The sequence below is a fragment of the Sphingopyxis macrogoltabida genome, from assembly GCF_001314325.1.
Taxonomy (GTDB): domain Bacteria; phylum Pseudomonadota; class Alphaproteobacteria; order Sphingomonadales; family Sphingomonadaceae; genus Sphingopyxis; species Sphingopyxis macrogoltabida.
This window is the reverse complement of sequence record NZ_CP009430.1, coordinates 401,558-422,455: the sequence shown is the minus strand read 5'-3', so window position 1 is coordinate 422,455 and position 20,898 is coordinate 401,558. Positions and strand designations below refer to the sequence as shown.

Genomic DNA, 20,898 nt, shown 5'->3' with positions numbered 1-20,898 from the left:
CCGATGATCTCGGAGCCGTCCCGCGCGGGCGGGAGGCCGATGCGGCGCGACCGCCAATCACGCGGGATGCCAACGATCGTGCTGCAGGTGATAGACCGGCTCACTTCATTGGACCATGCGGAGCCCGAAGCTGCTAACCCCCAAGAGGACAGGATAGTGCCGCCCGACGGTCTTCGGCACTGGTTCGCAGGGCCTTCTCCCGATCAACGATGATCTCCGATTCCTTTGGCCGGAAGCGTTGAGGAACGCGCCAATGAACTGAAGAAGGGAAGGGCGAGGGGTCGCGCCCCCAATCGGACAGGATAGATATCGACCTTTCCAGCAAGGCTGCCGAAGTGGCGCACCAGAAGGCTGGAATCGCCCACACTTTCAACAGCCCGGCGCTTTGGCGCCGGGCGCTTTCAACGGCTGGACTCATTGAAGAAGGGAAGGGGAGGGGGAGCCGAGCGGCCGAAAGGACCGAATCATGTCTCTGACCGCCCACGCTCCCTCACAGGAGCTCATCAACCTCGTCGGCGCCCTAGGCGGCACATGGCACGGCAGGACCGCCATGTGCCTCTGTCCCGCCCATGCCGACAGGACGCCGAGCCTCTCCCTTCGCCAAGGCGATCGCGGCGTCCTCGTGACCTGCTTTGCTGGATGCGACCGCCATGACGTGCTTCGCGAACTTGGCCGCATCGAAGTTGGCCACCACTATAGCTACCAGGATCAACCGACCTCCGGCGCCGGAAATGCCGAACGGCTGTGGGACGAGGCACTTCCCGTCGACCAGACCCTCGCGGCACGCTATCTCACGTCGCGTCACCTGTGGCCCGAACCGCGCGACCTGCGATTTCATCCGCGATGTCCATACCGCCCCCGACCTTTCACGCTCTTCCTGCCGGCACTGCTTGTCGCGGTTCGTGAGGGCCTCCGGCTCACCGCGATCCAGAGGATCTTCCTGGATCCAGAGACCGCCAACTACCGAATGAAGCTGATGCTCGGCAGGCCGGCGCGGGGCGCCTGGCAGGGCAGTAGGGCGGGGCAGGGCACGCTTGCGCTCGCCGAGGGCTTTGAGACCGCCCACGCGTTCACGCTCCTCAACGATCTCCCTTGCTGGGCCTCCCTAGGTGCCCGGCGCCTCGACCAGATCCTGGTGCCATCGACCATCGACCGGCTGATCCTCGCGATCGACAATGATGCCGAGGGTCGGCGCGCGGCCGCGAAGGCGGAGGAAGGCTATGCGCGTCCCGGACTCGTGATCGAACGCAAGCCACCGCCGACGGGCTTCAAGGATTGGGCGAAGGTGCTGGAGACCGGCGGGCGGCGTTAACTCAAGCCGCCGCCCTTAGGCTCCAGCGTCTCAATCGCCATTGCCGACTGGTGAAGGGGATCATAGCAACCCGCCGGCCAGAAGTCACATTCAAGCGCGTCCATATTCCCCGGTAACGCGTCACCAGGGTCAGCCGCCCTCTTGTCGAAAGAGTCTAATCAGTCAGATATGACGAACAAAAGCACCTTATGCGTCAGATATGGCTTGTAGCGCGAGCGCCGCTTCCATCTGCTCGTTCACGAAGGCCGGTTCATAGTCACGCGCCAACGCACCCGAAATCCCTTGCCGACGGAATGCTTCACGCCAATTCCCGGAGATACGCTGCGCCGCTTCGCGGATCATCCGACGGGCATCGGCTTCGGCTATCTCGAAGAACTCGCTGTTTTCCAGTGCCAGCATGATCGACCGATCATGAGAGCCGCCCTCGACTATCGCGGTCTCCAGGTGCGGGTTCCGATCTGGGGCCGGGTTGACGTCGAACATAGGGGACAAACGCCATTGTCCCCCGCCGACGTAGAGGAAGCCATGGTTCTTCAAATGATCATCCTTGTTGGAAACGAGGATTGTGAAGATCAGCCGCAAAAAAAGTTCGCGGAAATCGGCCTTGGCGTCTGCCGAATTTCCCCGCATGAAATCGACGATCTCCGTATAGGAGCCGAGCTCTGCTCCTGTTTTGGCCAGCGCGGTGCGCGCGGAAATATAGGGAATGCGGGCCGCTCCGCGTCGGTCAAACCTCTGTATGAGGGCCACCGGGTACGGGGTCTCGGCCAATTCCAGCCGCGTCGTCGGCGTCCGAATCCCGCAGCTTTCGGCGAGGAGAAGGGTCGCAACTTCGGCTCGCTCGATCGGCTGCTGGTCGTGCGCTGACGTGAACTTGGCCAGCCACAGCGTATCCCCGTCCCTGATATTGGCCTTGGGACGTGCGCCGCCCGATCCGCCGGCCCCGGCAAGCGCTTGCATGTCCTGGGGCGAAATCTCTTTGCCCTGCTCATATGCGCGGGCGATTGCGGTAAGGGCTTCGAGATCAATCAGACGGGGAACGGCGTCCGCTGCCTTGCCGCGAATGACTTCGCCCTCGTCATTCAGAAAGCGCAACGCCCCCTGCCGGCAAGCGTCGTCCGCGAGCGTCAGATACTCGAACTCGTTGAGACCGTTGCCATAAGCGCGTTCGAGAAGCCGGCGCCCCCATGCATCGGGCGCCGCGTCCGCGAAAACGCCGGCCAATGCGTCGTGCATATGTCCAGGTTGGCCGGATGTATGAAAGGGGCCTGCGTCGAGGGGAATGTCCGGCTGGATCGCAAAAGCGCGAGGATTTTCGATCCAGGCCGGATCATAGGCAAACGTCGAGAACTGCCGCGATCCGGCTTGGGTAAAGCGCAGCTGACCGACCGGTGTCAGGCCTTCGCCAAGGCCGACGCGCGCGGACAAATCGGCCATCAGAACGACGCTCCGTCAGGGTCGACAATATCCTTGCCATCCCGACTGCCTGCCGGTTGGGTCTTCTGCTTTCGGAGCCTCGACGCGAAGGAACGACCTCGGCGCGGCCCATTTTCCGTCGCTAGCGCCAGCCCCAGATCGTCCTTGCGGATATCAATCAAGTCAGCGAGCCGTTCGACAAGCCCCAGAGTGACGAGCACGTCTGCCAGCGTGCCAATCGCGACACCCGGATCGCCCTTTTCGAGACGGGCAACGGAACTCGGCGACGTTCCGGCGCGCACAGCGAGATCCGCCGCGGCAATACCGCGCCGAAGCCGCGCATTTCGGATATCTTGACCTAGCCGCTCAAGCGCCGGTCCAGTCTTGGACGATCCCATGACAACCTACCATATATGACCATTTATACGATTCTATTCGTCATATATGACTAATTAACTCGTCCGTCAACAAACACGCGTCCTGCGCAGCGTCGCGGATCCCCGAAAACCGTCTGCGCCGCGCACGCCACCTTCTGTCATCGATCCTCCTTCAACAGATCGATTGGTCGCTCCCAGCCAAGCAATGGACTCCGTTGAACGAACCAAAGCCATCAGTCATCCGAAACTCCAAAGGTAGACAGCGCCTTTCGCAAGTCCTCGCTCCCGTTTGGATCATCCCTCGTGAAGGAGAAGGCGAGTGTCGATCGGAAATCCGGAACCGGCAACGCCCGGCCCGCGGTGATCGCGGTCAGCACCCGGTCGCGAAACGCAGCCAGTTCCGGATCGGTGATAGGCAGCATGGCGACGGTCCCGCGCTCATTCCGGGCGATGTCGGGAAACCGGACGAGGCCGTGGAGAATGGCAGCGATGATCGCCTGTCCTGGACCACGTCGCATCTTGTCCTGATCGCTCAGATCAGCTGATGGACTGTATCGCGCGCGACCTGCGTCGGTCCGAATATAGCCGCCGCGGAACAGCGCGTCACAGCGTCGCTCGAACTCTTTCCGGTAACTTTGCCGCAGCGCGGAGTCACGGATCGACGCCGCATGCTCGCCGAGCCGTTGGCGAAGCCCGGCGCGCGCCTCGGGAATGTCGAGCGGCTTTGCGTCGACCTCCGTCCTCCATATCCGGTCGGCCAGCGTCTCTGCGGACCTCACCAGCTTTGCGAAGGCCTCCACCCCGCTCGCCCTGACAAGATCGTCCGGATCCTGGCCGGGCGGCAGTGTGGCAAAATAGAGCGATCGGCCCTTCCTCAGCATCGGCAGGGCGCGCGTGGCGGCGCGCATGGCTGCCCGCTGGCCGGCGGCGTCGCCATCAAAACAGAGGACCGGCGTTTCAACCGTTTCCCAAAGCGCTGCGATCTGCGCTTCGGTGAGGGCGGTGCCAAGCGGCGCTACGGCCTGGTCGACCTCCGCCTGCGCCAGAGCAATCACGTCCAGATAGCCTTCGACGACGACGAGCACGCCCGATGTCCGTGCGGCGCCGCGAGCACGGTGGAGATTGAAGAGCGTTCCGCCCTTGTCGAACAAGGGCGTCTCGGGAGAGTTCAGATATTTCGGCTCCCCGTCGCCCAGAACGCGACCCCCGAATGCAATCACCCGCCCCAGGGGATCGCATATCGGGATCATCAGGCGGTCACGGAAACGGTCATAGGGTTCCTTGTCATCCACCGAGATCAGGAGGCCGGCTTCAATCAGCCGCTCATCCCCGAAACGGGCGAGGGCACGCCGAAGCGAGCCGCGCGCGGCGGGTGCATAGCCGATCCCGAACGCGGCGAGCATGTCGGGGCCAATCCCACGCTCCCGAGCATAGGAACGCGCCTGTTCACCGGCGTCTGCGTGAAATTGCGCAGTAAACCAGTCCGCGGCTGCCGCCACCGCCTCGCGCACTTCGGCGATCCTGGCGGCGCTCGTCGATCCATGTTCGTCGGAAGCGGGCGACCCGGCGTCGCTGTCGGATACCATAATCGCCCCCGTCTGCCGCCCGACCTGGCTTGTCTCCAAACCTTGCGACCATAGTCACGCTCTTCCAGCGGCGCACGCTGAAATCACAACCACGTCCGTGGCTCGCGGACGCCGCCTGACGCGCGGAGGAGGGGAGGGGGAGGTGGACTGAAGCTGCCGATGGGGCAGCGAGTCCGGAGATCCCGATATGCCCAATCTGTTCGAGGCCGCCGATGCGGCCGAACGCCGCGCGTCAGAAATCCTCGCCCAAAAACTCGGCGCAGACGAGCCGATCACCCGCAGGGTCCTCAATGCCGCGATGACCGAGGCGTTCGGCGGCACCGACGCCGACGGCAAATGGACGCAGCGCGACAGCTTCGAGCTGCTCGAGCACGCGCTCGCGCACCATCTCCTCACCGACCCCTATCCCTTGCGCGAGCTTGGCGACGTCGTCGCCGCATGCGACCTCAACGACCGGCTACCGACCCAGACGGTCCGGAGCGAAGACCAGCTTGAGTGGCAGCAATTCTCGACCCCGGTTGATCTCGCGGCGGTCGCAGTCCTGCTCGCCAATGTCCAGCAGGGGGACATCATCCTCGAACCCAGCGCCGGCAACGGTCTTCTGGTTGCTCAGTGCCGCGGCCATGCAGGGCTGCAGCTCAACGAATATGCGCACGCGAGGCGTACCCGGCTCGCTCTTGCTTTCCCGGATGCGACAATCACCGGACATGATGGAGCGACGATCAACTCCGCACTGGCCGCGTCACCCCGCCCAACCGTCATCCTGATGAACCCGCCTTTCTCGCGCTCCGTCGGTATCGGCGCCGATTCCCACGCGGCGGTCCGTCACTTGCAGGCGGCCTTGCGGCGTCTTCAGCCCGGCGGCCGTCTCGTCGCGATCATGCCCGACTGGTTCGGTCGGAATGCTCGAATGCGCGACCTTTTCGAGACGACGCTGCGCGAGGTTAGCGTGCGCAGCTCGGTCCGGCTCGAGAAATGTTATCTCAAGCACGGCACTTCGATTGCGGTCCGGCTCTTCGTGATCGACAAGATGCCGGGCGCCGCCATGACCGCGACAATCCAGAGCTCGTCGATCCGCGACCTGATCCAGAGCCTCAAGGTCCACCCACGCGGAGCCGTCTCGGCCGCGCCCACGTCCACGCCTCGGCGCGCCTCGAATCCGTCGCTCTTCCGCGCGTTGAAGAGCAGCCCGGCCAAGCCGCGCCCCTTTCACGCTCCCGTTCGCAACAATGTGCTGCCGGTCGGCTATGCGACGCTCGATACGCCTGCGCCGCTGCTCGAACAGGTCGGGGTCTATCTTCCCTACAGGCCGAGCCGCATCGAGTTCGAAACGGCTGGCGAGCATCCGACGGCGCTCGTCGAATCGGTCGCGATGGGCTCGATCGCCGCGCCGATCCCCGGCTACCTCCCGCACCTGCCCGAACGGACCGTCAGCGAGCGATTGCTTTCTGCATCCCAGCTCGAGACGGTCGTCTATGCGGGCCACGCCTGGTCCCAGTATCTCCCCGGCAAATTCAAGCCCAGCAAGGAAGGCGTCGGACTCGAGGAAGCCGAGGACGGCCGCGCCTATCGCAAGGGCTATTTCCTGGGGGACGGGACGGGCGCGGGCAAGGGGCGCCAGATCGCCGCCTGCATCCTCGACAACTGGCTGCAGGGCCGCCGTCGCAGCATCTGGGTGTCCAAGAACGAGGCGCTGCTCGAGGATGCGCGCCGCGACTGGACGGGCCTCGGCGGCCTCGCCGCCGACATCCAGCCGCTTTCAAACTGGAAAATAGATCAAGCGATCCCGCTCGAACAGGGCGTCCTCTTCGTCACCTATCCTACGCTTCGCTCCGCGCGCGGCGAGCACGCACGCCTCCAGCAGATCATCGAATGGGCGGACGGCGATTTCGAAGGGGTTATCGGCTTCGACGAGGCCCACGAAATGGGCGGGGTCGCGGGAGGCGAGGGAGCGCTTGGACGCAAGCAGGAAGGCTCGGCTCAGGGCGTCTGCGGCGTACTCCTCCAGAACCACCTGCCGGACGCCCGAGTCCTCTACGCATCCGCCACCGGCGCCTCCGACGTCAACAATCTCGCTTATGCAGTGCGCTTGGGTCTCTGGGGTCCCGAAACCGCCTTTGCCGGGCGTGAGCAGTTCATCGCGGAAATCCGCAAGGGCGGAATCGCCGCCATGGAACTCGTCGCCCGCGACCTCAAGGCACTGGGCCTCTACACCGCCAGGGCGCTGAGTTTCGCCGGCGTCGAGTATGACGTCGCGCGCCATACGCTGACGCCCGACCAAATCGCGATCTACGACAGCTACGCCGACGCCTGGGCGATCATCCATCGCAACATGGAGCGGGCGCTCGAGCTCACCGCGATCGTCGATTCCATCGAAAACGCGACCTTGAACAGCGGCGCGAAAGCGTCGGCCCGCTCGCGTTTCGAGTCCACAAAGCAACGCTTCTTCGGCCAACTTCTTCTGTCGATGAAGCTTCCGACCGTGATCGCCGCGGCCGAGGATCATCTCGCCAGCGGGCAGTCGGTGGTCCTTCAGCTCGTCACGACCGCCGAGTCCATCCTCAACCGGCGGCTCGCCGAGCTCAGCCCCGAGGAACGCGCTGATCTCGAAATCGACCTGTCGCCGCGCGAATACGTGTAATGTTGAGCTCAACATTACACGTATTCTTTGCAGTCGCAGTTTATGTCGAGCGTGGCGGCGGGAGGCGCAGGTTTCCTTCGGTTTTCCATGATTTCACTCCAGATAATTGCCTGACAAGGTTGAATGCTGGGGCCGTTAGGATTGTCGGCACCGCTGGAATGGTGCAGGTTGTAGAAAATCCCCGAGGCAGTCGTTCGTCGCTTTCAATCGAGGTCCCGATGCAAGGCTGTCCGCCATGGAGATCTGCCATGCCGAACAAACTGCCCAAGCGCCCCATTATCGTTTTTCTCGCAGGGATTTTTCTGGGCTTGCCCGGCGTCGCAGGCGCAGTGACATTGACGTCATTAAAAGGCATGGATCTCGAAGGAAGCTATGGCTCGTATGCGCCGCGTGGCGATTGCTCTCGAGGGGCGAGCCTTGAGATCAACGAAACCGGCTTTACTTTCAAAGCGTCTGGTCAGACTGTAAAAAGCACCCGGTTTGAGTACGCGGCTTCGTTTCTTGGCCCGACCTATGAAGGCGTTAGCGCGGTCTTTTTTCCTTTTCCTGTCAATGCCAACGATTTCGGACGCGTGATCTTGACGGTCAATGACGACGAAAAGCGAGGCGTAGTCCGCCTTGAAGCAGACGTCGCGCCTGGACAGCGCCTGGATCCGTTCAAGTCAGCGCTCGTGTCGCAATCCCCACTGCTCTTGTGCAAGGGGTCTGGGCCGGCATCTGCTGCTTCAAAAGCACCTCTGCAAGCAAGGCCAGTCTTGGGAAAACCGACGCCGCTAGCCTGGACCAATCTTGCGAGTTCCATAGGAAAATTCCAAAGTGATTCCGATCCCAACGGAATAGATCTTTTGACAAGTGGTCCGATAGCTGACGCGATACGTTCGCGTTTGGGCCGCAAAATAGACCTGCTGGCCAGCAATCTTTCGGCGATATCCGGTCTCCAACGACAAGGATCTCTCTATTGGGTTACGGGAAATGCGCCGCATCAAGGCGGTGTAGAGCAAGCCTATGTTTTGCTTGATGCAAATCGCCGTGCTGTTCAAATTGGCCTTTGGGAAAAGGGAAAGTTGACGGTCTATGCGCCTCAAGGAGGCCGCTTGCCCGTGCCCCAGGACATTGCTCGCCTGCTTATGGACAGCCCACCTGAGGACGCAGTGCCGCTGCCTGGGACTGCTTGGGAGGTCGTGCCGGTCCAAGGTCGCGCCCCAATGGCCTATGTCGATGTAGCTGCTTCGCCAAACATCAAGTCGTTTAGCCTGTTTTGTGAAGGCAACCGCCCCATGATGGCCATGCTCCTTAACAAGCCCGCGACGGTGCCGCGCGTTACGGTTACATGGAATTTTGCTGGTCGATTAATTGACATTCCGACCGGCCGCGCGAACGCTCAGAGCACGTTTTGGCAGGCCAACCTCACTGGTTCCCAACTCATTCCGATGCTTCTCCGTCAAAACGGTTCGGTTATGCTACGCATCAACGGCCGCCTCGAAGGCGAAGCTTTGTTGGCGGGAGCGCCACTGGCGCTTCGAACTGCGATGCGGACCTGTGTCAAATTTTGACATGACCTCCTGCACGTATTTCCTGAAGCATTGATAGTAGATCGTCGCTTTGCGGCTTGAAGCGCCCGGGCCTGATGGCGGGTGCGCCGTGAGCCGCGAGGATTTGCAGCTTCTCCTCGGGATCGGCGCGCAAATAGGTCTCGGTGCTCTGGATGCTGGCGTGGCCGAGCCACAATGCAACCTTGCGAATGTCCCCGGTCGCCGCGAGCGTGTGCATCGCACAGGAATGCCGCAGCACGTGCGGCGTAACCCGCTTGCCAAGGATCGACGGCTGCTTCGTTGCCGCGGTCTTGACGTGCTCGGCCAAACGGAACGCAAATCCGTCGCGGGTCATGGGCTGCCCGTTGGCATTGAGGAATATCTCGGCAGCTTGCGCGTCGGGCCGTATCGCAAGCCACGCGCGCAATACGAACTGGGTCTCTTTCCAGAGCGGCAGGACCCGTTCACGCCGACCCTTGCCCATGATGTGCACGGTGGACAGGGAGCGGTCCGGGAAATCGCGCAGCTGCAGCGTTACGAGTTCCGACACTCTCAGCCCGCCGGCATAGGCCAGATGCAGCATCGCGCGATCGCGGGTGCCAAGGCGTGTCCGGGGATCCGGGGCATCGAGCAAAGCCTTGATCTCGGCCCGGTCGAGGTAGTCGATCAGCGCCTTGTCGGTCTTCTTGGTCGGGATCGATCTGACGCGGAGGGCCAGATCCAGGCAGGCCGGAATCCGATACTCGATGTACCGGAAGAAGGACCGGATCGCGGCGAGCCTGCCATTGCGGGTCCGCACACAGCTGCCGCGCCCGGTCTCGACATGGTCCAGGAAAGCCATGATCATGTCGGGGCCGAGATCCTCGATCTCAAGATCGGTCGGCCGACGCTTCAGCCGATCGGCAGCGAACTGAACGAGGAGGACGAAGCAGTTGGCATAAGTCTTCACTGTGTGCGGGCTGACAGCACGTTCGCGTGGCAGATGCTCACGCAGGTATGCCGAGAGATGCGGAGCGAGCGCCGTCATGCCGCCTCTCCCCGGTAAAGCTGCTCGCTCGCAGCCGCAATGTCGCGCAGCAGCACCGGAGTGGCCTCGAGATACCAGTACGTGTTGGCGACCGACGCGTGCCCCAGATAGACACTGAGACCGGCCATGTGGTGAGCGATGGCCTCCCTGTCAGGTGGGCAGGACTCAAGGGAACGGACAGCGAAGGTGTGCCGCAGATCGTGGAGTCGCATGCCCGCCGTACCGGTTGGTCCACGATATCCGAGCTGCCGGGCCAATCTGACGAACACGACGTGGGCGCGCACCTTGTGCGGTGCCCGTCCCCGGATAGTGACGAACAGGTCGTTGCCCCTGGCCGCGTGCTTCTCGCGGAGGGCGAGATAGGCTTCGAGTGCTTGGCGCGTCGATGGCTGCAAGGCAATCAGCCGCTGCTTGCCAAACTTGCCGTTGCGGACGATCAGGCCATCCTCGACCAGATCTTTGCATTGTAATGCGAGGGCCTCGGAAATCCGGAGACCTGTCGCCGCCAGCAGCCCGAACAGGTAATGGTACGTGTGTGGGCTGATCGTGCCTTGGGGTGGAACGTCCAATGCAGCAGTCATGATCGCCCGCACCTGGTCCGGCTCAATGATGGTCGGCGTCGGGCGTGGCCGCTTGCCCCGACCGAAGACGCCGGCAGGCGGAACTTCGTGGCCTGAATCTTCGGCGTGAGCGAAAAGGCTGAAGTTACGTGCGGTGTCGAACCTCCGGCGGGCCACATATTGTGAGCTCGACGTATGGCACCAGTCGTAGATGCGCTGGACCTGAGTGTGCCGATCGCCGAAACCCCCGGCGTAGGCGGCGTACAGGCGCAGCATGCGTTCCTGTTCAGAGAACTTCAGCCCGAGGCTGCGATGCAGCGCCACGTATCTGGAAATGTGGATGTTCAGCATGACTGTTCTCCCGGCCAGGGCTGCGCGATCTTCATGAGCATCGGCAGATCGACCTTGGCGTAGATGGCAGTGGTCTCGGGCGAGCTGTGACGCAGGATGGTCCCGACGGACTCCAGGCCTGCGCCCGCGCGCAGCAGGTTGGTGGCAAGCGAATGCCGGAATATGTGCGACCCGGTCGGCACTCCTTCGATCCCACCGCGGTCGCGCGTACGAGCGACGATGCCCGCTATCTCAGCGGACGAGCGGAATGGCCGAAACGGTGCTTGTGCACGCAGGAACAGATGCTCTTCGGCGGCCTTCGGGCGGGCTGCCGCAAGATATGCCAGGATCGCGTCGCCAACATCCTGCGGCAATGGCAGGCGGTCCGGTCGACGCGTCTTGCCCTTGACCGTCAGGTGGCCGGATCGCCAGTCGATGTCGTCGAGACGCATGTTCTGAATATCGGCAGCCCGCAGGCCGAGCCTGGCGAGCAGGAGAATGATGGCCTTGTCCCGGACTTCCACCGGACGATCTGTCGGACAGGCCGCAATGATCCTCTCGATCGTTGCCGGGTCGACGTGGCGCGGCAGCGTCGAAAGGCGGTAGCGCTGTACTGATGGAACTGCATGCAACAATGCCGGCCGGCACTCGCCACGCACGACCAGAAACCGGATGTAGCTCCTCATTATCGTGACGAGCAGCGATGCCGACCCCGGCGTCTCCTTGCTTCGTCGTTGGAATGCGCTCCTGAGTCCGGCGGCATCCCATTGCGAAGGCTCGCCCAGCATTGGCATGAGCCGTCTGATATCGGTCCGGTAGCGCCGGATCGTCTCGTCCGTGGCGCCGCGGTGTTGCTTGAGCCATGCCAAGTAAGCCGACATGTGCGGGTCATCGTCCGCCACCGGTTCAACCAATGGGATGGCGCCCCGGCCTCGCAGGAACTCGACGAAGTGCCGTGCGCATCGCCGCCGCCGCTTGGTGCCCGTTGCGACCAACTTGCCCCGCTTGCGCCAGACCGGGCATCGGCAATCATGCGCTGCATAGTGGTCGATGATCGTGTCATCGATATCGATCCATTGGCGCCGCGCCATGCGAAGCCAGGCCACGAAATGCTCGGCCTCGGACCGATAGGCCTGTGCCGGTCCCTCGGCAAGTTGCAGGCGATCGATCGCATCGGAATAGTCGGCGAGGTGCCGTGGCAGATCGTCGATCCCGTCGTCGACTTCGACGTAGCCTTGATCTTCCAGGAACCGGACGAAGCGCCTGACCCTTGCTGCTTGGTCAGCCTTGTAGTGCGCTTGCTGCGCCGAATACCGGTGGCACCGGCACCCATGCTTTTCGAACCGCCGGACAGCCCGATCGTCAATCGTGCGGATGGCGATCCTATGCAGGCCCAGCCAATGCAGGAAATGGCGGACCGCCGCGCCATACAGAACCGCACAGCCTGACTTCTCGTCGAGCGACTGAGAGGAGAGGAATGTGGTGAGAAGGGTGCCGTGACTGGGCGGGTCTTCGACCCGGAGCGGGGCCGCTCGAAACGGCAATGATGATCTTGATCGCATGTTGGTTCCTTCGACTTGTTGAGGTCGAGGGAACCGTAATTATCTGGAGTGAAATCATGGAAAACCGAAGGAAACCTGCGCCTCCCGCCACCACGCTCGACATAAACTGCGACTGCAAAGAATATGTCATCGATTACCTCGAACGCGCGTTCCCGACGCGGCAGATGCGTGTCTTCAAGGATGATACCGACACGCTGCGCTCGATACCGATGGTGGATGACGATGGGCATCCCGTCTATAATCCCGAAGCGGAAGCCGCACGCGACGAACTCATCGAAACGCTGTGCGCCATGCCGCCGATCATGTCCGCGCTCGACGCACTGCTCGAACATTTTGGGCACGACAATGTTGCGGAGGTGACCGGGCGCACCAAGCGCCTGATCACGGCCTCCGACGGCCGCCAGAAACTCGAATCGCGGTCGGCACGCACAAGCCAGGTTGAGGCAGCCGCATTCATGGCGGGCCGCAAGCGAATCCTCGTCTTCTCGGACGCCGGCGGGACGGGCCGAAGCTATCACGCGTCGCTCGATGCGGTGAACCAGGAACAGCGCGTCCACTTCCTGCTCGAGCCCGGCTGGCGTGCGGACCGCGCTATCCAAGGGCTTGGGCGGACCCACCGGACGCACCAGGCGTCGACACCCCTGTTCCGCCCGGTCACCACCGACTGCAAGGGCGAGCTTCGCTTCACCAGCACGATCGCCCGGCGTCTCGACACATTGGGCGCGCTTACGCGCGGACAGCGCCAGACGGGCGGGCAGGGGCTCTTCGATCCCGCCGACAACCTCGAAAGCGAATATGCTTGCGCGGCCCTTCTGACCTGGTTCGACCTGCTGGCGGGAGGAAAGCTGGCGAGCATCACGCTTGACGAGTTCATGGAACGGACCGGCCTCGAACTCGTCGACCAGGATGGGGTGATGAAAGATGAGATGCCGCCGATCCAGCGGTGGCTCAACCGTATCCTCGCGCTTCCGATCGCGCGCCAGAATAGCATATTCGACGAGTTCCTGGCGCTCATCGAAACGCGTGTCGAAGCGGCGCGCGATGCCGGACGTCTCGATGTGGGCGTCGAGACGATCCTGGTCGACAAGGCGACGGTGGTCGATGACGTCGTGCTTCGGACCGACCCGCAGACCGGGGCCACATCGCATTTGTTGACGATCGAGATCGAAAGGCGGCGAAATCCTGTGTCGCTGGATCGTATCCTGCGGATCGCCGACGGCGATTCCAGCGTGGCTTATATGATGAACCGCAAGTCGGGCATGGCGGCGCTCCGGACCCGCGCCCGCTCGCTAATGGAGGAGAAGGAAGGGATTCCGATCCCGCGCGTCGAGCTGATGCGCCCCACGCGCAACCAATATATGCGCGAGCAAGACCTCCTCGAGTCCTCTTGGGAGATCGTCGACCGCGATGCGTTCGCCGCGGTGTGGGAGCGCGAGGTCGAAGCCGCGCGCGACAAGGTCGACAGCGAGACGTTGCGGCTCGCGACCGGGCTGTTGCTGCCGATCTGGTCCGCGCTGCCGAGTGATCATCTGGCGGTAAACCGTATCGTCGACCAGGAGGGCCGGGCGTGGCTCGGGCGTCTCGTCTTCGACGATCATGTCTCCCGGCTGTTCGCTAAGCTCGGCATCGACCGCAAGGAGGACCTGCCTGCCGACGCGATCGCGAAGGCCGTTGCCGCCGGGCGCTCGATCGACATCAGTCACCCCTTTGCGCTCACGATCAAGCGGAGCCTGGTCAACGGATCGCAGCGCATCGAACTGACGGGCTATCCGCACGAGAGGCTCGCCTGGTTCAAGGCGGCGGGCTGCTTCACGGAAATCATCCAGTACCGGACCCGGCTGTTCGTGCCCACGGCGTCAGCTGACGCCGTGTTGGCGAATATCCTGGGTCAACAAGGCTGACCATCGGGTCGGCCGAGCAACCGCCCCAGCGACACGCTGGCGCCGACCTGCTTCCTCAGCGCGCTGGAGCGAACTGTCTGTCGAGTAGTTCCTGGGCAGCCCGCTCGTCGGCGCTCGGCGGAAGCAGGCTCGGGAGGAGGACGGTGACGATCCAAAACGCCATCATGCCCAGGAACACGCCACAGGCAATCTTCAGCACATCGCTTGTCATCTCCATCGCTCCCTGGCCGGCTCCGAAAATTCCACTGTCGCCCCGCGCTTCGTGCCGGTCGCCCCACCTAAGCCTAGTCGCGGAAGGGCAGGTGTCGAGCGGCTATCCGGTCCAGAATGGCACTCCGCGGGGCAGCGGCTGAAGCTCGCCGCCGGGACGGCGGCGCGCGCGCCGGGGCGCCTAGGAAGAGGGGAGGGGGAGGGAGCTGGTTGTCCGGGCTGTTCCGGACGCCAGAAGGACTTCATCCGATGACCATAATGGTAAAGCTTTCCAAGCTTGTACTTTCCCCGATCAACGTCCGCACCCGGCCCGAAGAGCTGCTCGAAATACCGCAGCTTGCGGCCGATATCGAAGCGCACGGCCTCCTCCAGAATCTGCTCGTCAATCCGGTCAAGAAGCCGCGAGGCAACTTCGAGGTGTTCGACGGCGGCCGCCGCCTGCGCGCGCTGATGAAGCTCGTCCAGGACAATGTCATCGTCGCCGAGGACTATGATGTTCCCGTCAAGGTCCTGACCGGCGACGAAGCGACACTGTCGGAGACGGGGACCGCGGCGAACTTCCATCAGCTCAAAATGACGCCGGCGGAAGAATGCCGCGCGTTCCAGTATTTCATTGGCTTGAACGGCGATATCGACGGCGTCGCCAAGCGCCTCGGCGTTACCAGGCGCTTCGTGGAAGGCCGCCTGCGCCTCGCTACCTTGGCGGAACCGATCTTCGATGCGCTGGCCGAAGGCGAGATCACCCTCGATATCGCCAAAGCCTATGCGTCGACTGAAAATCAGGCGAAGCAGCTGCATGTCTGGGAGGCCTATGGCGGGAACTACACCAATGCCGACACCATCCGCCGGGTCATCGCCAACGAAACCATGAAGTCGACGGATCCTGTCGCCATTCTCGTCGGCGAAGACTGCTACGTCGCGGCGGGCGGCAAGATCGACCCTGACCTGTTCAGCGAAGACGGCGACAAATGGATCGACCCCGAGATCGCGCAAGGACTCGCGGCCGAGCTCATGGAAGCCGAAGCCAAGCGTGTCGGCGAGGAACTCGGGCTCGGGTGGATCAGGCCGATTGCGTCGAGCTATACGCACAATGCCGCGGCCGGACTCTACCGTGTCATTCTGCCCCAGCCCGACCCGACCGAGGAGCAGGTCGCACGACTGGAAGAGATTGACGCGCGCCAGTCGGAAATTTCGATCGAGATGGACGACGAGAGCCTCACCGACGAAGCCTATCAGGCGCTCGATCGCGAGCATGATGCGCTCAGCGACGAGATTCGTGCGATCCATGATACGACGCCGGTGCTTCCGGATGAGCTGAAGCCGCAAGTCGGTCTCTTCCTAAAGCTGACGCCCAGGGGCGAGATGCAGCTCGACACCGTCTACTATAGTGAACAGCCGGTGCGAGTCCCCAGCGACCGCGATGCCGACGAGGGTGCCGACGGTGACCGGGCAGTTGACAATCGGCCGATCGGTGGCTCGAACGGCAAACCGGCAACGCCTCCGGCTCCGGAAACCGTGGCGCCAGGGGGCAAGCCGCTCAGCGCGCGCCTCTTCGACGAACTCTCGATGCAGCGGCGCGACGTCCTTGCGGCCACGCTTCTTGCCCACCCGGGTCTTGCGCTCGACTATGCCCTGTTCGTGATGATCGACGATCGCCACAGCTCGTTCAGCGCTTATGGCTCGACGATCCGCGCTCGCCCGCCGCAGGATCCCGTCTCCGGCCAGCAGCCCGAAACGCGCGCGCGCGGGTATCTTGCCGAAGCGCATGAGGGCCTGGACGCGGCCTGGACCGAACACAAGTCGGAGGTCGACCGGTTCGAGGCCTTCCGGGCGCTCGACGATGACAGCAAGGCGAACTGGCTCGCCTATATCGTCGCCCGGTCCCTCGAGGCGAAGCCCAGCTATCGCGCCGAGCACAGTGCGCTCCACAACCGTCTGGCGACGATCATGGAGGTCGACGTGGCGAGCTGGTGGCGGCCAACTTCCGAAAACTATTTCGACCGCATCAGCAAGGGCTCGATCCTGTCGCTTCTTGCCGAGGTCGGCGGCGCGGCGCTTACCGCGCGGCACGCGACGATGAAGAAGGCCGAGATTTCGAGCTCGTGCGAGAAAATGTTCGCGGGCGATGCGATCGTCGAGCCGGAAGTTCGGGACGCGGCGATCGCTTGGGTCCCCGACACGATGAGGTTCCTCGATGCGGTCACGGTTGAGGAAACCGATCAGGCCCACGATGAGCAAGTCGATACCGTCGGGCCGGCGGACGATGGCGTCGAAGACGTGATCAATGGCGGCGAGGCCGTCGACGAACCCGCCGGAGACGAAGTCCTCCAAGACGAAGAGGGTGCCATCGCCGCCTGACGCACAGACTTATCCTAGATGCCTGGCCGCCGGCGCTCCCAGCGCCGGCGGCATTTTTCATGTGCGTGAAGATCACATTCCGGAATCGCCCGGCAAACCTCCGGCGCCCGCGCGGCCCGCGCGCCGGAAAAAGGGAAGAAGGCGTGGACAATATGAAGTGAAGGAGCGGGAGGAGCCCGCTTCGCTGTGATCGAGAAGCGCCATGCCTCACCTCAAATGTCCTGGACGCGATGTAGCGGCCGAAATCACCGATCTCATCATCGGCAAGCTCGAGGATGGGGTCCCGCCATGGTCGCGGCCCTGGAGCCTGGGCCATGTGGGCGGTCGCCCCTTGCGCCACTGCGGAACACCGTACACCGGCATCAATACGCTCTACCTTTGGGCTGTCGCCGACGCCGAGGGCTACCGTTCCCGCTATTGGATGACCTACCGCCAGGCCGAAGCGCTCGGCGGCAACGTTCGCCGGGGCGAGACCGGCGCGGTGTCGGTCTATTACTCCTCGTTCAAGAAGCTCGAGGCGGATCCCGATACCGGTCGAGATGTCGAGCGGAGCATCCGCTTCCTTCGACACTATATCGTGTTCAATGCCGACCAGATTGACGGCCTTCCTGCATATTTCTACGTCGTGGAGCCGGAGTTGCCTGTGGCACCGTCCGAACGTCAGGCTGAAATCGACGCCTTCTTCGCGGCGATACCCGCCGATGTCCGCCATGGCGGAAACGAGGCGTATTTCTCGCCGACCTTCGACTATATCCAGATGCCGCACCGCTCCGCGTTCACGAGCATCGACCACTATGCCTCCACACGCTGCCACGAGACCGTTCATAATGCCGTAACCCAGATTATGCCGCATGGCCTCCGCTGGAGGCCAGACAGCCCGGCATCGGCCATGCGGCTGTTCGGCATAATCAGAGCCCTTCTAAGAACACCAAGAGGTTATCGTCTGGTCGGAACCGGCCGGGCGGGGTGGCAGGGGCCGCGACGCGAGCGAGCGCCTTTTCCTTCATTCTCATGTCGGCATGGATGTAAATCTGGGTGGTCTCGACGTTTTCGTGACCAAGCCAGAGCGCGATCACCGTTTGATCGACACCGTGGTGGAGCAGTTCCATCGCCGTGCTGTGGCGAAGCGTATGCGGTGTGACCCGCTTGGTGTCGAGGCTCGGGCATGCGCGCGATGCCGTCAGGCAATGCTTGCGTACCAGATGTTCGAGCGCGTCGCGGCTCAGCCGCTCGCCCCGGATCGATGGGAACAGCGGCCTGCTCTCATCCTTGTCGTTGCCGATCCACGTCGCCAGCAGCTTAGCCGTTTCGCGGCGAAGCGGGGTGGCGCGCTCCTTACGGCCCTTACCCATACAGCGGACGTGCGCGCCGGTGCCGAGCGCCACATCACCCCGCGTGAGGCCAACCAGTTCGGATGCCCGCAGACCAGTCTGGACCGCGAGCAGCAGCAGAGCATGATCACGCCGCCCCGTCCATGTCGTGCGATCCGGCGCTGCGAGCAACGCCGCGATCTCATCCGCGTCAAGGAATGTGACCGCACGCTTCACATAGCGCTTGTTGGGCATGGTGAGGATGCGCTGGCAGTGCAGTAGCCAGGTTGGGTCGGTCATCGCGACGAAGCGGAAGAACGATCGGATCGCGGCCAGTCGGGTATTACGGCTGCGAGCGCCGTTGCCCCGCGCCGTTTCGATATGGCTGAGGAAGTCGGCAACCAGATCGGCGTCGATGTCTTCGACCGTCAGCTTGACCGGCGGCTTGCCACGTTGCGCGCTCGCATATCGAAGCAGGAGCCGGAACGTGTCGCGGTAGCCTGCAACCGTGTGGCGGCTTGCCTCCAGTTGCGTGCAAAGCCGGTCGGTGAAGAAGCGCTGGATCAGCGCAGGCAAGGTCGCGACGCTCATTGGTTCACCTCCGGCCGGCGGGTTGCACGGGCCATCGCCAGATCGAGCAGTTCCGGGACCGCCTCCAGATACCAGAACGTGTTGGAGGGATTGGTATGACCCAGATAGGTCGTCAGTCGGATCATTTCGCGCGCGGGGTCTTTGCCCGCGCGATACCACCCGATCATCGTGCGCACCGCGAAGCTGTGGCGAAGGTCATGGATGCGCGGCCCCCGGCCGTGCCGACCATATTGTTGGCCGGGCCGCAGCCCGATCCGCTGGCAGACGTGCGCGAAGTTGTAGCGGGCACTGCAGTCGGTCAGGCGGGTTCCCTTTTCCGTGACGAACAGTGCTGGCGAGGACCGTCCAAGCAGTCGGTCGCGCTCTGCAGCATAGGCGATGAGCTGCGCTACCACGCTTGGGTCGAGCGGAAGCAACCGTTCCTTGCCAAGCTTTCCGCGCCGTATGCGCAGCACGCCAGTCTCGGTGTCGATGTCATCGTCTTTGAGCGCCAGCGCTTCACTGATCCTGAGCCCTGTTACGGCGATAAGCCCGAACAGGGTTGAGCAGGCCAGCGCGCGCAGGCCATAGATGGACGGCAGACCCTTGGCCGCCATGACGATCGCGGCGATCTCGGCCTCCGTATAGATATAAGGACGCTGCCGCGCATAACGCTCAGGGAGCAGCCCGCGCGGCGGCACCTGGTGCGCCGGGTCGATACCGCTCAGCCACTGCGCGAACAGCCGCACCTTGCCGAACCGTGCCGAGCGTGTGGATGTGCCTACAACGGGCAGGCTCGCATCCCAGCGCAGGAACAGCGCCGTATCGACGTGCGAAGCGCGTTCCTGATCGGCGAAGCGGGCGAAGCGCCGGAGTATCCGTTCATCCGTACGAAGATCGTAGCCGAGACTGCGCCGAACGCTCAGATAACGGTCGAGTTGAAGGACGATGCTCATTGCACGCCTCCCGCAACTGGCCAAGGCTGCGCGACCGACCGCAGCCCGTCAATGTCGAGCCGCGCATATATCAGGGTCGATGACCGTGAGCGGTGCCGCAACACGTCGCTCACCTCGTCGAGCGAAGCACCGGCGTTCACCAGTCTGGTCGCAAGGCTATGACGCAACACATGTGATCCGACGTATGGCGTCACCGGCTTTTGCCCGGTCGCCGCCAGTGCATCCTTGATGATGGCGTTGACGATCTGGCCGTTCTTAAACGCGCGGTGCGGCGCGCGGTGGCTGACGAACACGGCTCGGCATGTCGTTGGCCCGCGCTCATCGCGAAGATAGCGGCTCAGCGCGTCCCCGACCTCGCCGGATATCGGCAACCGATCGTGCAACTCGCCCTTGCCGCGCACCATGAGTTCGCCCGCGCGCCAGTCGATATCGTCCAACCGTATCGCGATCACCTCGGGCGCTCGCAACCCGAGCCGCGCCATCAGCAGCAACATCGCATAGTCGCGTGCGGCATGTCGGGGATTGCTGCGCACCGAGCGAAGCACCGCCTCAACGCCATCGGGCGAGAGGTGCCGGGGCAGTCGCGCATCCCAGCGCTGGGCTGTCTTGGGGACGCTGGGTGCGAGATTGGTCGCGGTCGCGCCACGCGCGAACAGATATTGGAAGAAGGTCCGCAGATGCGTCGCTACCGTCTTGTCGCGATAGGGCGTCCGGCGCGCCAGCACTTGCTGCACGAAGCCAGTGATGTCGGCACCGCTCAACCGCGTCAGGTCGATCATTTGCCTGCCGAAGCGATAGTCGAGGAACCGGTTCGCGAAGCCCAGCGTGTGCCTGATCGTGCGCGGGCTCAGGCCCCGTTGTTTGACCAGATAGGCCTCGAAGTCCGCCAACAGCGTGGTCCGCATCACCTCAGCGTCCGTCAGCGGCACAGGCTGCGCCACGCCAATGTCGATGAGATGCGCGGCGAACCGACGCGCCAGATTATGCGGACAAAGCTTCTGACCCTGTTTTCGCGGCACCATCCGTCCCAGCCGTTCGGCCTGATCGAGCGTCAATGCGGAAGGCTCCACGCCCTCAGCGTCCATCAGCCGCCCCAGATTCCGAACGAGATGGCGGTAGGTTTTGAGCGTTCCCGTTTTGTAATTGGCGGCCGCGAAGCTCTCGATGAACGAGTCGAGATAGGGTTCGATGCAAGTGTACTGAGTTTCCGTCATGATCATCGTGCTCCATGTTGTTGGAGCGACGAAGAT

Annotated in this window: 15 protein-coding genes and 1 pseudogene; 6 read left to right on the top strand and 10 right to left on the bottom strand. The window is 63.2% G+C overall.

Annotated features, from left to right (window positions below; genetic code table 11):
- Nucleotides 1-466: 466 nt before the first annotated feature.
- The gene (locus LH19_RS26925) at nt 467-1,312 is read left to right on the top strand and encodes a DUF7146 domain-containing protein (protein ID WP_054735382.1); all 846 of its coding nucleotides are present in this window, start codon (nt 467-469) and stop codon (nt 1,310-1,312) included.
- A 186-nt stretch (nt 1,313-1,498) separates the two neighbouring features.
- Here the strand turns inward: LH19_RS26925 and LH19_RS26920 are convergent, their stop codons facing one another.
- The 3 genes from LH19_RS26920 to LH19_RS26910 form a co-directional block, all read right to left on the bottom strand.
- Nucleotides 1,499-2,749 carry a type II toxin-antitoxin system HipA family toxin gene (locus tag LH19_RS26920; RefSeq protein WP_054735379.1) on the bottom strand — a complete coding sequence of 417 codons (1,251 nt, stop codon included), beginning with the start codon at nt 2,747-2,749 and terminating at the stop codon, nt 1,499-1,501.
- Nucleotides 2,749-3,126 carry a helix-turn-helix domain-containing protein gene (locus tag LH19_RS26915; protein ID WP_054735376.1) on the bottom strand — a complete coding sequence of 126 codons (378 nt, stop codon included), beginning with the start codon at nt 3,124-3,126 and terminating at the stop codon, nt 2,749-2,751. Before LH19_RS26915 ends, LH19_RS26920 begins: the two co-directional genes overlap by 1 nt.
- Before the next feature lie 212 nt (nt 3,127-3,338).
- Nucleotides 3,339-4,691: a DNA primase gene (locus LH19_RS26910; protein ID WP_054735371.1), complete on the bottom strand. Its 1,353-nt coding sequence runs from the start codon at nt 4,689-4,691 to the stop codon at nt 3,339-3,341.
- Nucleotides 4,692-4,878: 187 nt separating this feature from the next.
- On the opposite strand from LH19_RS26910, the gene LH19_RS26905 reads away from it, so the two are divergent.
- Nucleotides 4,879-7,332 (top strand): strawberry notch-like NTP hydrolase domain-containing protein, encoded by a 2,454-nt coding sequence (locus tag LH19_RS26905; RefSeq protein ID WP_054735367.1) that lies wholly within the window; start codon nt 4,879-4,881, stop codon nt 7,330-7,332.
- A 248-nt stretch (nt 7,333-7,580) separates the two neighbouring features.
- Entirely contained in the window at nt 7,581-8,885 is a 1,305-nt protein-coding gene (locus LH19_RS28265; protein WP_082737013.1) for a hypothetical protein, read from the top strand.
- On the opposite strand, the gene LH19_RS26900 is transcribed toward LH19_RS28265, so the two are convergent.
- The 3 genes from LH19_RS26900 to LH19_RS26890 are packed head-to-tail and all read right to left on the bottom strand — an operon-like array spanning nt 8,875 to nt 12,343.
- Nucleotides 8,875-9,891 carry a tyrosine-type recombinase/integrase gene (locus LH19_RS26900; protein ID WP_019053426.1) on the bottom strand — a complete coding sequence of 339 codons (1,017 nt, stop codon included), beginning with the start codon at nt 9,889-9,891 and terminating at the stop codon, nt 8,875-8,877. The genes LH19_RS28265 and LH19_RS26900 overlap by 11 nt on opposite strands.
- Nucleotides 9,888-10,802, bottom strand: coding sequence for a tyrosine-type recombinase/integrase (locus LH19_RS26895; protein ID WP_019053427.1), 915 nt, complete (start codon nt 10,800-10,802; stop codon nt 9,888-9,890). The genes LH19_RS26900 and LH19_RS26895 overlap by 4 nt, the downstream gene beginning before the upstream one ends.
- On the bottom strand, nt 10,796-12,343 hold the full coding sequence (locus LH19_RS26890) for a tyrosine-type recombinase/integrase (RefSeq protein WP_026149763.1): 1,548 nt from the start codon (nt 12,341-12,343) through the stop codon (nt 10,796-10,798). Before LH19_RS26890 ends, LH19_RS26895 begins: the two co-directional genes overlap by 7 nt.
- On the opposite strand from LH19_RS26890, the gene LH19_RS26885 reads away from it, so the two are divergent.
- Nucleotides 12,325-14,244, top strand: coding sequence for a strawberry notch C-terminal domain-containing protein (locus LH19_RS26885; protein WP_407696756.1), 1,920 nt, complete (start codon nt 12,325-12,327; stop codon nt 14,242-14,244). The two genes, LH19_RS26890 and LH19_RS26885, sit on opposite strands and share 19 nt — an antisense overlap.
- 55 nt (nt 14,245-14,299) lie before the next feature.
- Here the strand turns inward: LH19_RS26885 and LH19_RS28935 are convergent, their stop codons facing one another.
- The gene (locus LH19_RS28935; protein WP_156344074.1) at nt 14,300-14,455 is read right to left on the bottom strand and encodes a hypothetical protein; all 156 of its coding nucleotides are present in this window, start codon (nt 14,453-14,455) and stop codon (nt 14,300-14,302) included.
- Nucleotides 14,456-14,703: 248 nt separating this feature from the next.
- Between LH19_RS28935 and LH19_RS26880 the strand changes: the two genes are divergently transcribed.
- Entirely contained in the window at nt 14,704-16,812 is a 2,109-nt protein-coding gene (locus LH19_RS26880) for a ParB/RepB/Spo0J family partition protein (RefSeq protein ID WP_054735361.1), read from the top strand.
- A 202-nt stretch (nt 16,813-17,014) separates the two neighbouring features.
- Nucleotides 17,015-17,638 (top strand): annotated as a pseudogene (locus LH19_RS28260) (ArdC family protein); the annotation flags it as partial.
- Nucleotides 17,639-17,720: 82 nt separating this feature from the next.
- Here the strand turns inward: LH19_RS28260 and LH19_RS26875 are convergent.
- From LH19_RS26875 to LH19_RS26865, 3 genes are read right to left on the bottom strand one after another with little or no spacing between them, the layout of a single operon-like run.
- Complete coding sequence (locus LH19_RS26875; RefSeq protein ID WP_054725040.1) at nt 17,721-18,713, bottom strand: tyrosine-type recombinase/integrase; 993 nt, start codon at nt 18,711-18,713, stop codon at nt 17,721-17,723.
- Nucleotides 18,710-19,648 (bottom strand): tyrosine-type recombinase/integrase, encoded by a 939-nt coding sequence (locus tag LH19_RS26870; protein ID WP_054725041.1) that lies wholly within the window; start codon nt 19,646-19,648, stop codon nt 18,710-18,712. The genes LH19_RS26875 and LH19_RS26870 overlap by 4 nt, the downstream gene beginning before the upstream one ends.
- Nucleotides 19,645-20,862 carry a tyrosine-type recombinase/integrase gene (locus LH19_RS26865; RefSeq protein ID WP_054732971.1) on the bottom strand — a complete coding sequence of 406 codons (1,218 nt, stop codon included), beginning with the start codon at nt 20,860-20,862 and terminating at the stop codon, nt 19,645-19,647. Before LH19_RS26865 ends, LH19_RS26870 begins: the two co-directional genes overlap by 4 nt.
- Nucleotides 20,863-20,898: the final 36 nt, after the last annotated feature.

Coding starts and splice junctions, on each gene's coding strand:
- LH19_RS26895 (WP_019053427.1), bottom strand. CDS start 10,802: ATGCTGAACATCCACATTTCCAGATACGTGGCGCTGCATCGCAGCCTC.
- LH19_RS26865 (WP_054732971.1), bottom strand. CDS start 20,862: ATGACGGAAACTCAGTACACTTGCATCGAACCCTATCTCGACTCGTTC.
- LH19_RS26875 (WP_054725040.1), bottom strand. CDS start 18,713: ATGAGCGTCGCGACCTTGCCTGCGCTGATCCAGCGCTTCTTCACCGAC.
- LH19_RS26900 (WP_019053426.1), bottom strand. CDS start 9,891: ATGACGGCGCTCGCTCCGCATCTCTCGGCATACCTGCGTGAGCATCTG.
- LH19_RS28935 (WP_156344074.1), bottom strand. CDS start 14,455: ATGACAAGCGATGTGCTGAAGATTGCCTGTGGCGTGTTCCTGGGCATG.
- LH19_RS26915 (WP_054735376.1), bottom strand. CDS start 3,126: ATGGGATCGTCCAAGACTGGACCGGCGCTTGAGCGGCTAGGTCAAGAT.
- LH19_RS26890 (WP_026149763.1), bottom strand. CDS start 12,343: ATGCGATCAAGATCATCATTGCCGTTTCGAGCGGCCCCGCTCCGGGTC.
- LH19_RS26870 (WP_054725041.1), bottom strand. CDS start 19,648: ATGAGCATCGTCCTTCAACTCGACCGTTATCTGAGCGTTCGGCGCAGT.
- LH19_RS26910 (WP_054735371.1), bottom strand. CDS start 4,691: ATGGTATCCGACAGCGACGCCGGGTCGCCCGCTTCCGACGAACATGGA.
- LH19_RS28265 (WP_082737013.1), top strand. CDS start 7,581: ATGCCGAACAAACTGCCCAAGCGCCCCATTATCGTTTTTCTCGCAGGG.
- LH19_RS26880 (WP_054735361.1), top strand. CDS start 14,704: ATGACCATAATGGTAAAGCTTTCCAAGCTTGTACTTTCCCCGATCAAC.
- LH19_RS26905 (WP_054735367.1), top strand. CDS start 4,879: ATGCCCAATCTGTTCGAGGCCGCCGATGCGGCCGAACGCCGCGCGTCA.
- LH19_RS26885 (WP_407696756.1), top strand. CDS start 12,325: ATGATGATCTTGATCGCATGTTGGTTCCTTCGACTTGTTGAGGTCGAG.
- LH19_RS26925 (WP_054735382.1), top strand. CDS start 467: ATGTCTCTGACCGCCCACGCTCCCTCACAGGAGCTCATCAACCTCGTC.
- LH19_RS26920 (WP_054735379.1), bottom strand. CDS start 2,749: ATGGCCGATTTGTCCGCGCGCGTCGGCCTTGGCGAAGGCCTGACACCG.